Below are 10,516 nucleotides of genomic sequence, written 5' to 3' on the forward strand. Positions count from 1 at the left end.
GCCTGCCGGCTTTTCATCCGCCGGCTCCTCGTCTGCCAGCCCTTCGCCCGCAGGCTCTTCGCCTGCCGGCCCTTCGCACGCCGGCTCTCTTCCCGCCGGCCCTGCTGCGGGCGGCTCGGGGGCTCGGTGGCTCGAGGCCGGGGACGATCTGGCGTCCGAGATTGCGTGGCTCAGCGCGGTCAGCGCGGCGAGCCGGCGTCCGGAGCCGGCCCGTTTCGTGGCTGCCGGCTCTTCTCCAGCTCCCACACCTTCCGGACGAGTTCGCCGATGGTGTCGCGGCTGCTCGGCGAGACGTCGGCGGCGCGCAGAGCGATCTCGGTGACCTGGGCGTCGCGCAGCGTGCGGAGCAGCTCGAGCTGACCGTCGATCTTCCGGGTCTCGTCGTCGTCCAGAAAATAGGCGACCGGGACCCCGAAGAAGGTCGCCAGGCCGCGCAGATGCTGAATCGTCGGATTGTCGCGGCGGCCGGTGCGCAACTGCCAGATGTAGGTGTGCGAGATCTGGATGCCCTGCCGCTCGCGGATCGCCTCGGCCACGGCCATGTAGCTGACCTCGCCCTGCCCGGCCCCCCGCACCTGACGGAACAGCCGGTCGAGCTTGTCGGCGATCGAGAACTCGGACGACATCCGCGCTCCTTCCGCCGGTCGCGCCGCTGCGGCCTCGCCCCTGGCCGGGACAGTTTCCCACGGCCCGGGTCTTGGCGCCTGCCAGGCTTTTCGGGCCTTTCCGCCGCGGTCGCCGACGGTGCTGCTCGGCGCCCGTCACCCGGGTCGCCTGGCGACGCGCGCCGGGCACACCCGGGTCCACCCACGAAATGCGGCCGCTGCAGTGATGTCCGCATGAGCAACCCGAAGGCTGCACCATCCCCCGATGTGCGGCATCGCAACGACCGTAAACTCAGGTTGATGACTCCCGCGCCGAGCGTAAACGATGGGCGGTCGGGGCTCAAGCCACTTGCGGTTTCGCGCAATGGCGGGGTGTTCTCGTGGGTTCTTCGGGCTTTTCCGCGGGTTTACTCGGGCAGTTCTGGGGTCTCGCACCGCTTGCGTGCTCGGACTTCGCGGCTCGCTCACGCTTTCTCCGGACGTTTCGGCAGCACGTCGCTTTCGTTCCCGGGACCGTGGCAGGCAGCGCATCGCCTCTCGTCTCCGGACCGTGGCAGGCGGCGCGGCGCCTCCCGCTTCAAGACCGTGGCGGGCGGCGCGTCGCTTGTAGGCTCGGGGCCATGACGGACATCGTGGAGAGCGCCGAGGTGTCGACCCTGCTCGATGAGCTGACGCGGATGCCGGGGCGCGAGGACCCCTACCCGCGCTATCGGCGGCTGCGGGAGATCTCGCCCATCGTCCGGGCCGGCGACGGCGCCCTCGTGGTCACCCGGCACGCCGACTGCAGCGCGGTCGTCAAGAACCCGAAGCTGGGCCACATCCCCGCCCACATGCTCGACTTCGTACGCCCGGGGTGGGCCGACCATCCCTCCCTGCAACAGCTCTTCACCAGCCTCATCACCATCAACCCGCCCGACCACACGCGCCTGCGCCGCCTGGTGAGCACCTCGTTCACGCCCCGCCGCGTGGAGGCGCTGCGCCCGCGCATCGAGCGCATGGTCGACGACCTGCTCGACGCGATGAGCGGGAAGGTCGACTTCGTGACGGCGTTCGCGTTCCCGTTGCCGGTCAACGTGATCGGGGAGCTGCTGGGCGTACCGGAGGGTGATCGTCCGCAGTTCCAGCAGCTCGTCCGCGACTGGACGATGGTCATGGAGATCGTCACCGACGACGTGCTCGCCAAGGCCGACCCGGCGGCGGCCACCATCCGCGGCTATCTGGCGGAGCTCGCCGCCGAGCGCCGCGCGCATCCCACCGACGACCTGATGAGCGCGCTCGTCGCCGCCGAGGAGGACGGCGACAAGCTGAGCGAGGACGAGCTGCTCACCATGGCGGGCCTGCTGTTCATGGCCGGCTTCGAGACGACCACCAACCTGCTCGCCAACAGCGTCGTGGCGCTCCTGGACCACCCCGACCAGCTCACCCTGCTCCGCACCGCCGGCGCCGGCATCGCCGTCCCCGCTGTCGAGGAGCTGCTCCGGTACGACTCCCCCGTCCAGCTCATCCCCCGCGTCGCCTGGGACGACATCGAGGTGGCCGGCGTCCCGATCCAGGGCGGCGAGCGCATCATCTCCTACCTCGGGGCGGGCAACCGCGACCCCGAGCGCTTCGACGACCCCGACCGCCTCGACCTCACCCGCCCGGACAACGCCCCGGTCTCCTTCGGCGGCGGCATCCACTACTGCCTGGGTGCGCCCCTGGCCCGCCTCGAGGCCCAGATCGCCCTCCCGGCACTGGCCCAACGCTTCCCGGCGATGCAGCTGGCCGGGGCGCCCACCCGGCGGGACAGCCTGACGCTGCGCGGGCTCACGAGCCTGCCGCTCGCCGTCGACTGATCACTTGCGCGGGGAGCGCGTCGAGCTTCCCCGTGCCGCGGCGGCGCAGGCGCGGGAGAACTCTGGCGCACGGCGCCGCAGGCACGGGAGGCCACTGGCGCACGGCGGCGCAGGCCCGGGAGACCACTGGCGCACGGCGGCGCGCAGGCGCGGGAGGCTACTGGCGCACGGCGGCGCGCAGGGCGGCGCGGAGGCTGCTCGTGCTCCGTGGCTGGCGCGCCGCCGCGGCGCGGGAAGGGAGCTGGCGCGGAACGGAAGGCGGCTGGCGCGGGGCGCGCGGCGCGGGAGGTTGCTCGCGCGGAGCGGAAGGCGGCTGGCGCGGGGCGCGCGCGGCGCGGGAGGTTGCTCGCGCGGGCGGGTGGCGGCTGTCGCGCGGATCCGGGGCGGGACGTGTGGCCGTGCGCGGAATCGGTGCTGAAATAGGAGCGCCGCTGCGAATTCCACGGGGGAAGAACTCGCAACGGCGTCCGGCACAGAGTATCGACCGATCCTGGTCTTTGTCCATCGCCCCAGTCGATCATTCCGGCGGGAAGGCCGGCTCCATTCGAGGACGCCGGCGGCCGGCTCTATTCGAGGACGCCGACGGCTGGGGAGTCGGCGCTCTTCGCGAGGAGCTTCTTGCGCTGCTTGACGGGGAGCCGGTCGACGTACAGCAGGCCGTCGAGGTGGTCCGTCTCGTGCTGCAGGCAGCGGGCCAGCAAGCCGGTGCCGTCGATGCGGACGGGGTTGCCCTTCATGTCGACGCCGGTGACGTACGAGGTGGCGGGGCGGCCGATCTCCGCCCGGACGCCCGGAACGGAGAGGCAGCCCTCGTCGTCGACCTCGAGCCCCCGGCCCTCGGGCAGGTGCAGGACGGGGTTGACGACGTGCGCGACGACGTTGGTGCCCTCGGCGTCGGGGCAGTCGACGACGAAGACCCGGGCGTCGACGCCGATCTGGTTCGCCGCGAGCCCGACGCCCTCGGCCGCCGCCATGCTCGCGAACATGTCCGCGATCAACTGCTCCAGCGCCTCGTCGAAGACCGTCACGTCGGCGCATCGGCGGTGGAGCACGGGGTTGCCGTAACGGGTGATCGGTCGCGGAGTTCCTGCCCGGGTCTGCACGATCCGCATTCTAAAACTCCTCGCACCGCCGCCCGGCCCTGCGCCGCCATCGGGCCACACAAGTGCGCGCGATGACCAGGCACGGACCAGGCGGCCCGGCTCGCTCGGGCGGCCGGCGCCTCGTTATCGGGCCGCCCCAAGGCGCGCGGGGGCCGGGCGCGCACGAGGGCCGGGCGCGGGCGATGGCCGGCCACGCGATGGCCAGGCGCGCGCGATGGCCAGGCGCGGGCGACGGCCGGGCACGCGCGACGGCCGGGCGCGCGCGATGGCCGGGCGCGGACCGGGCGGCCCGGCCCGCTCAGGCGGGCGGCGTCTCGTTGTTGTCGGGGCGGGCGCCGCGCCGGGCCGCGCGTCCGGCCGCGCCGGCTGCGGTGCCGACCCAGGCGCCGACCTTGCCGGCCTGTGTGCCGGCCCAGTCGCCGAGGTCCGCGGCGCCGCCTCCGATGCGGCGGGCCAGGGTGACCAGCGGGTCCTGCGAGGTACGGAAGGTCTCGCGGTAGTGCGCGGCCGCCGCCTTCACATCGGCGGTGACCGAGGCGTCGCCGTCGAAGTCGCGCCGGTCGTAGTCGCCGCCGAGGACGGTGGCGTACTCGCCGGTGTCGACCCAGCGGCGCAGCTCGGCCGCACGGGCCACCGGGACCGGGACCCCGCTGAAGGCCGTCATGCCGATCTTGTGGATGCTGTCCCGCAGGTCGCCGCCGCCCTCGTACTCGGCGGCCTGCTCGAGGAACGCCGCGGTGTCGATCTGGGTGAGGTCGCCGCCGCCCGCCATCTTCATGAGCAGGCGGGTGGCCGCGGCCGGGTCCTGGCCGGCGAGCAGCCCGGCGCGGTCGGCGGAGAGCTCCGCCTTGCGCCACCACTCGTACATGGCGGCGATGATGGCGCGCAGCGCGATCGCCCCGACCGGCACCCAGCTGATCTGGGTGACCCAGCGGGTCAGGATCATCATGATCGTCTGGTAGACGGCGTGGCCGCTGCGGACGTGGCCGATCTCGTGGCCGAGCAGGGTGAGCAGCTCGTCGTCGTCGAGCTTCTCGACGGCGGCTGTCGAGACGACGATGAACGGCTGGTTGAGTCCGACCGCCCGGCTGTTGATCACCGGGTCCTGCGCGACGAAGAGCTCCGGCAGCTCCGCGACGTCGAGGGTGGTCGCCGCCTCGGTGAAGAGCCGGTGGACCCGCGGGTACTGCCGGTGATCGACCCGGATGGCGCCGGCGAGGTGCTGGAGGCGGAAGCCCCGCTCGTTCCACACCCCGAAGATCGACCGCACCACGTCGTCGAAGCCGCGCAGCTCCCGCAGGGCGGTCAGGGCGCCGCGGTCGGCCGGATGTTCCCAGGCGCGCGAGCTGATGCCGGTCAGGGTCACCCGCCGGCGGGCGGGGCGGTTCTCGTCGTCCGTGGTCATCGCGGTTGCCTCCGGGGCTGGTCGTCAGGTCAGCAAGCAGCCTGCTCGCCGGCCCGCCCCGGGCGCATCGGCTCCCAGCGGGAACTCGCCGGACGCCCCTCCGACTTTCGGCCGAGGCGCGGGAACGCGCCAAAACGCCTCAGGCTGAGGTCTTTTTGAGGTACGCAACATCTTGTTACGATCTTGTTAACCGGGCAGGCTCCGGGGCATGAGGATCGCTGGAGCCCCCATTTCCTGGGGCGTGAGCGAGGTCCCCGGCTGGGGCCGTCAGTTGCCGGCCGCGCGCGTGCTCCAAGAGATGCGCGAGATCGGCCTCACCGCCACCGAGTTCGGCCCCGACGGCTTCCTGCCCGCCAACGGCGCCGCCGCGAAGAACATCCTCCACAAAGAACAACTTGTCGCCGTCGGCGGCTTCGTGCCCGTGGTCCTGCACGGGCCGCATCCCACAGTGGACTTCGACCGGTTCGTCGCCGCCGGCGCGGACACCGTGGTGCTCGCCGCGGCGACCGGGCTCGACGGCTACGACACCCGCCCGGAGCTGGACGAGTCCGGGTGGACGCGCGCTCTGGCCACCTTGGACGCTCTGCATGCCGCCGCGCGCGCCCGGGGACTGACGGCCGTACTTCATCCGCACGCCGGCACGATGGTCGAGCGGCCGGAGGAGGTGCACCGGGTCCTGACCGGCTCGCGGATCGCGCTGTGCCTGGACACCGGTCACCTGCTCATCGGCGGCACCGACCCCGCCGAGCTGGCCGAACGCTTCGGCGACCGGATCGCCCACGTGCACGCCAAGGACGTCGACGCGAAGCTGGCCGCGGAGGTGCGCGAGGGACGACGGGCCTTCACGGATGCCGTACGCGCGGGCATGTTCCGGCCGATCGGCGACGGCGACGTGGACTTCGCCCGGGTGGCGGCCGCGCTGCACCGGCATGGCTACGACGGCTGGTGGGTGCTCGAGCAGGACACGATCCTGACCGGCGACCCCGCCGATCCCCACCCCGCTGACCAGGTACGCCGCAGCGCCGACCGCCTCCGCGCCATCCTCAGCTCCGTCGTCCGGTAGCCGCCCCGCCCCGGCGGACCGGCGAATCCGCTCACTCCGCTCAAAGGCGCAGTGATCGAAGTGAGCGAGCGTGCAGGAGACTCACCGGTCCGAGCGAAGTGAGCGGGCGCGCGCGAGCAGGACCTCCCGCTCACCGTCCGTGGAAGCAATGGCGGCCGCCGACTCGTACAGCCGGGCAGCCGCACCCGGATCCCCCGCCCGCTCGGTCAGGTCGGCCTCGACGGCGAGCGCCGGTGCGTACCCGTCGAGCCCGCCACCGGCCCGCACCCGAGCGAGCAGCGCGAGACCCCGGGCGGGGCTGTGGGCGTACCCGTGGGCCAGCGCGCGATTGAGCTGCACCACGGGTGACGGATGCAGCGAGACCAACCGGTCGTAGAGCCCCGCCACGCGAGCCCAGTCGGTCTCCTCCGCGACGTGGCACGCGGCGATGGCGGCCTGAACCGCGTAGGGCCCGCGCGGCTCCGGCAGCACCGCGAGCGCCTCCTCGATCGCGGCACGGTCCCAGCGCGAACGGTCCTGCTCCGCCAGCACCACCGGCCGACCGTGCTCGTCCTGGCGCGCGTTTCTGCGCGAATGCTGCAGCAGGAACAAGGCGAGCAGCCCGCGCACCTCCCCCTCCCCCGGCATCAACCGGCCGAGCAACCGTGCCAGCCGGATCGCCTCGTCCGCGAAGGCCGCCGCGCCGCCGGTGTCATAGCCGCGCGTGAACAGCAGGTACAGCACGCCGAGCACGCTGGGCAGCCGCTCGGCGAGCTCCGGTCCGGCCGGGATCCGGTACGGGATCCGGGCCTGCGCGATCTTCGTCTTCGCCCGCGTGATCCGGCGCGTCATTGTCGATTCGCTCACCAGGAACACGCGCGCGATGTCCGCCGCGGACATGCCCGTCACCGTCCGCAAGGTCAACGCGACCCGCGCCTCCAGCGACAACGCCGGGTGACAGCACGTGAAGATCAGCCGGAGCCGATCGTCCTGCCCCGGCGGCTGCGGCTCCTCCGGCAGGCGCGCCAGCTCGGCGAGTTTCCGCTGCTCAGTGCTCCGCCGACGGACGATGTCGAGGGCCCGGTTGCGGGCCACGGTCAGCAGCCAGGCGCCGGGATTGTCCGGGATGCCGTCCGTACGCCAGCGGTCGAGAGCGGTCACGAGCGCGTCCTGCGCCGCGTCCTCCGCCAGGTCCCAGTCGCCCGTGACCCGGATCAGGGTTGCGACAACCTGCGCACGAGAATCCGTGTGCGCCTGCGCGACCGCTGCTCGAACGCTCATCGCCAGGGCCGGCTGGGCGGCCGGGTTCGCCGCGGCGCCGGCCGTGCTGGTCGCGTGGCCGACGGGTCGGCGAGTCGTCACCCGTGGAACGGCCGGATCTCGATCCGCCCGGCGTAGGCCATCGGATGCGCCCGGGCGACCCGGACAGCCTCGTCCAGATCGGCGCATTCGAGGATGTCGTAGCCCACGATCACCTCCTTGCTCTCGGTGAACGGGCCGTCGGTCAGCAGCAGCTCGCCGCCGCGCACCCGCACGGTTGTCGCGGAGCCGGGGCCGGCCAGCTGGTCGCCGTCGAGCCGGCGGCCCGCGGCGTCGTTCTCCGCGACCCAGGCCTCGATGTCGGGCGCGTCGCCGCTGGTGTCGGGCTCGGTGTCGGTGCAGACGAACATCATGTACTTCACGGATCGATCCTCTCGGCTGCCGGTTTACCCGACTGACGAACGAGCGTGGGGCTTTCCGGACCGTTGTACGGAGTGATCACCTGCACAGGCGACGGCTGCGAGCGCGGCGGCCCGGGCAGCTCGCCCTGTGCCTGCAACACCAGGTGACACGCGCGCCGCAGGTCCTGCCGCAGATCATGATGGAGTACGGCCGACAGCCGCCCGTCCCGCAGCAGTCGCGCGTTCTCCCCGTCGAGATCGTGCGCGATGAACACGTCGTACTTGCGCGTTTCGTGGTCGAACGCGTCGACCACGGCCGCGTTGCCGCCCGCGCCCGCGTAGAGCGAGTAGACGGCCCGCACCTCGGGGTGCGCCGCCAGCAGCTCGCGCGTTCCGATGTGGACGGCTTCTGCCCGGTCCTCCTCGTCGACGACTTCCCGCAGCGTACGGCTCATGCCCTGGGCCCGCATCCCGGCCCGGAAGCCCATCTCCCGCTCGTCCTCGCCGTGGAACGATCCGCGCCCGCGCACGACCAGCACCTCGCCGGGACGGTCCCCCAGCCACTGCCGGACCAGATAGGCCGCGGTGGCGCCGGCTGAGCGATTGTCGATTCCGGCGTACGCCCTGCGCGCGCTCGTGGGCAGATCGGTGACGAACGCGACCACCGGCGTCCCCTGCTTGTCCAGCCGCGCGACGGCCGCGACGACCTCGGGCACGTCCGGCGCCTTGAGGATCACGCCGTGCGACCGGTTGCGGGCCACCTTGTCCAGCACGGCGACCAGCTCGTCGGGCGAGCCCCCGTCGAGGAAGTGGAACCGGCAGCGCAACACGGCGGGACGCAACGCCGGCAGCTCCGCCTCGAGCGCGGCGCGCACGGCGGCGGTGAAGCGCGGCGGCGACTGCACGACAACGTCGATCATGAACGTGCGGCCGCCGATGCGCAGCTGGGAACGTTGCCGGTCCAGGTCGGCGATGGCCTGCTCGACCTCGCGTACGGTGCCCGGCCGCACGCCCCCGCGCCGGTGCAGCACGCGGTCGATCGTCGCCGGGCTGAGGCCGGACTGGGCCGCGATCTCCCGGATCCGGTAGGGGTGCTTCATGCGTCCATTTTTGATGGCCTTTTGAGGGGTTTTCAAGCACCTTGTCGGGTGATGGCCTGAGGTGATCCCCGGGGATTTGGGCGATCTTCGGACGACGGCGGTATCATCTGACAAGCGCCGGTGCTCCGGTGCAGCCCCTTGCCGAGAGGCGCTGCGACGGACAGGTTTGTGAAGACCTGGTCCGCCACGCTCGGCTCGTGGGTCACCTACGTCAAGGGCGCCTCCTGACGAGGGGGGTGCCCTCTTTCATGTCCGATCGCCTGCAGACCGTCAACGGCCTCGACTTCGCGGTGGCCGACCTGAGCCTGGCCCCGTTCGGCCGGCACCAGATGCGCCTGGCCGAGGTCGAGATGCCCGGCCTGATGAGCGTGCGTGAGGAGTTCCGGGCCGCGCAGCCGCTCAAGGGCGCGCGCATCGCCGGCTCGCTGCACATGACGATCCAGACCGCCGTGCTGATCGAGACGCTGACCGCGCTCGGCGCGCAGGTCCGCTGGGTCTCCTGCAACATCTTCTCGACGCAGGACGAGGCCGCCGCGGCGGTCGTCGTCGGCCCCGAGGGCACCGTCGAGGCGCCCGCCGGCGTGCCGGTCTTCGCCTGGAAGGGCGAGACCCTCGAGGAGTACTGGTGGTGCACCGAGCAGCTGTTCGACTTCGGTGACGGCCTCGGCCCCAACATGATCCTCGACGACGGCGGCGACGCCACCCTGCTCGTGCACAAGGGCCGGGAGTTCGAGCTGGCCGGCGCGGTCCCCGCGACCACCGACGAAGACAGCCACGAATACACGATCATCCTCGACACGCTGCGCCGCAGCCTCGCGGCGGACAAGGGCCGGTTCACCAAGATCGCGTCCGAGATCCGCGGCGTGACCGAGGAGACCACCACCGGCGTGGCCCGCCTCTACAAGTTCGCCAAGACCGGCGAGCTGCTCTTCCCGGCGATCAACGTCAACGACTCGGTCACCAAGAGCAAGTTCGACAACAAGTACGGCATCCGCCACTCGCTGGTCGACGGCCTCAACCGCGCCACCGACGTGATGCTCGGCGGCAAGCTGGCCGTGGTCTGCGGCTACGGCGACGTCGGCAAGGGCTCGGCCGAGACGCTCCGGGGCCAGGGCGCCCGCGTCGTCGTCACCGAGGTCGACCCGATCTGCGCGCTGCAGGCGGCCATGGACGGCATGCAGGTCGTCCGCATCGAGGACGTCGTCTCCGAGGCGGACATCTTCATCACCACCACCGGCGGCACCGACATCATCACGCCGGAGCACATGGCGAAGATGAAGCACAACGCCATCGTCGGCAACGTCGGCCACTTCGACGACGAGATCGACATGGCCGGCCTGGCCAAGGTCCCCGGCATCGAAAAGGTCGAGGTCAAGCCGCAGGTCCACGAGTGGCGCTTCCCCGACGGCCACGCGGTCATCGTGCTCTCCGAGGGCCGCCTGATGAACCTCGGCAACGCCACCGGCCACCCGAGCTTCGTCATGTCGAACTCCTTCACCAACCAGGTGATCGCGCAGATCGAGCTCTGGACCAAGCCGGACGCGTACGACAAGCAGGTCTACGTCCTCCCCAAGCACCTCGACGAGAAGGTCGCCCGCCTGCACCTCGACGCGCTGGGCGTGCGCCTGACCGAGCTCACCAAGAAGCAGGCCGAGTACCTCGGCGTGGCGGTCGAGGGTCCCTACAAGCCGGACCACTACCGCTACTGAGCCGCACCGCTCGCTCTTCGGCTTCACCCGCTTCTCCGAAGGCCCCGCCGCAGCTC

At 71.9% G+C, this 10,516-nt stretch carries 9 protein-coding genes; 3 read left to right on the forward strand and 6 right to left on the reverse strand.

The genetic code is table 11. The features are described from left to right. Positions 1–179: 179 nt before the first annotated feature. Entirely contained in the window at positions 180–626 is a 447-nt protein-coding gene (locus RBH18_RS40960) for a helix-turn-helix domain-containing protein (protein ID WP_306215905.1), read from the reverse strand. A gap of 599 nt (positions 627–1,225) precedes the next feature. Here RBH18_RS40960 and RBH18_RS40965 point away from each other — a divergent pair. Beyond that, positions 1,226–2,440 carry a cytochrome P450 gene (locus RBH18_RS40965; protein ID WP_306215906.1) on the forward strand — a complete coding sequence of 405 codons (1,215 nt, stop codon included), beginning with the start codon at positions 1,226–1,228 and terminating at the stop codon, positions 2,438–2,440. Between the two features lie 566 nt (positions 2,441–3,006). Here RBH18_RS40965 and def read toward each other — a convergent pair. Together def and RBH18_RS40975 are read right to left on the reverse strand one after the other, a co-directional pair. Then, positions 3,007–3,552: a peptide deformylase gene (def, locus tag RBH18_RS40970; protein WP_372339065.1), complete on the reverse strand. Its 546-nt coding sequence runs from the start codon at positions 3,550–3,552 to the stop codon at positions 3,007–3,009. 289 nt (positions 3,553–3,841) lie between these two features. Then, positions 3,842–4,948: a M48 family metallopeptidase gene (locus RBH18_RS40975; protein ID WP_306215909.1), complete on the reverse strand. Its 1,107-nt coding sequence runs from the start codon at positions 4,946–4,948 to the stop codon at positions 3,842–3,844. Between the two features lie 208 nt (positions 4,949–5,156). Between RBH18_RS40975 and RBH18_RS40980 the strand changes: the two genes are divergently transcribed. Further along, positions 5,157–6,011, forward strand: coding sequence for a TIM barrel protein (locus tag RBH18_RS40980; protein ID WP_306215910.1), 855 nt, complete (start codon positions 5,157–5,159; stop codon positions 6,009–6,011). Positions 6,012–6,092: 81 nt separating this feature from the next. Here the strand turns inward: RBH18_RS40980 and RBH18_RS40985 are convergent, their stop codons facing one another. The 3 genes from RBH18_RS40985 to RBH18_RS40995 form a co-directional block, all read right to left on the reverse strand. Further along, positions 6,093–7,271, reverse strand: a complete 1,179-nt coding sequence (locus tag RBH18_RS40985; RefSeq protein WP_372339066.1) for an RNA polymerase sigma factor — start codon at positions 7,269–7,271, stop codon at positions 6,093–6,095. A gap of 77 nt (positions 7,272–7,348) precedes the next feature. Beyond that, entirely contained in the window at positions 7,349–7,672 is a 324-nt protein-coding gene (locus RBH18_RS40990) for a YciI family protein (protein ID WP_306215912.1), read from the reverse strand. Beyond that, entirely contained in the window at positions 7,669–8,751 is a 1,083-nt protein-coding gene (locus tag RBH18_RS40995) for a LacI family DNA-binding transcriptional regulator (protein ID WP_306215913.1), read from the reverse strand. The genes RBH18_RS40990 and RBH18_RS40995 overlap by 4 nt, the downstream gene beginning before the upstream one ends. A gap of 224 nt (positions 8,752–8,975) precedes the next feature. Here RBH18_RS40995 and ahcY point away from each other — a divergent pair, with 224 nt between their 5' ends. After that, on the forward strand, positions 8,976–10,460 hold the full coding sequence (gene ahcY, locus RBH18_RS41000; RefSeq protein ID WP_372339067.1) for an adenosylhomocysteinase: 1,485 nt from the start codon (positions 8,976–8,978) through the stop codon (positions 10,458–10,460). The last annotated feature ends 56 nt before the right edge of the window (positions 10,461–10,516 follow it).

It is taken from the genome of Actinoplanes oryzae (assembly GCF_030757795.1).
In the GTDB taxonomy this organism is placed as follows: domain Bacteria; phylum Actinomycetota; class Actinomycetes; order Mycobacteriales; family Micromonosporaceae; genus Actinoplanes.